This window comes from Neisseria sp. P0001.S005, assembly GCF_051963715.1.
In genome coordinates, this window is sequence record NZ_JBQCTZ010000634.1 from 1 (window position 1) to 425 (window position 425).

Sequence of the window (425 nt, forward strand, 5' to 3'; positions counted from 1 at the left end):
ATGCGCAAAGGCTACCTTGACCGACTCTTCGGCCTTACCCCCGAGTTCGGCTTGTCTGACATCCTCAACGGCAAAGCAGCTCCGGCTAAAGCCGTACAAGAAACCGGCATTGAAAACCTCCACCTCATCAGCAGCGGCAGCTATCCTAGCAATCCGTCTGAGCTTTTGATGGACAACCGTTTCAACGAGTTGCTTGCCAACGCTAGCCAACGCTACGACTACGTCATCTTGGACACGCCGCCCGTATTGGCCGTGACCGACGCCGTCATCATCGGCCAACATGCAGGCACCGTCCTGATGATCAGCCGTTATGCACATACGCGTGCACGAGAGCTTGAGGCCAGCGTTGAACGCCTCAAACAAAACCACATCAACATCAAAGGTGTCGTCCTCAACGGCATGAAGCGCGAAGCCAACAACAGCTA

1 protein-coding gene is annotated in these 425 nt (G+C 55.1%); it reads left to right on the forward strand.

Annotated features, from left to right (window positions below; all coding sequences use genetic code 11):
• The coding region (locus ACTHSP_RS22115) for a polysaccharide biosynthesis tyrosine autokinase (protein WP_440347025.1) at positions 1 to 425 on the forward strand (425 nt) is incomplete at both ends.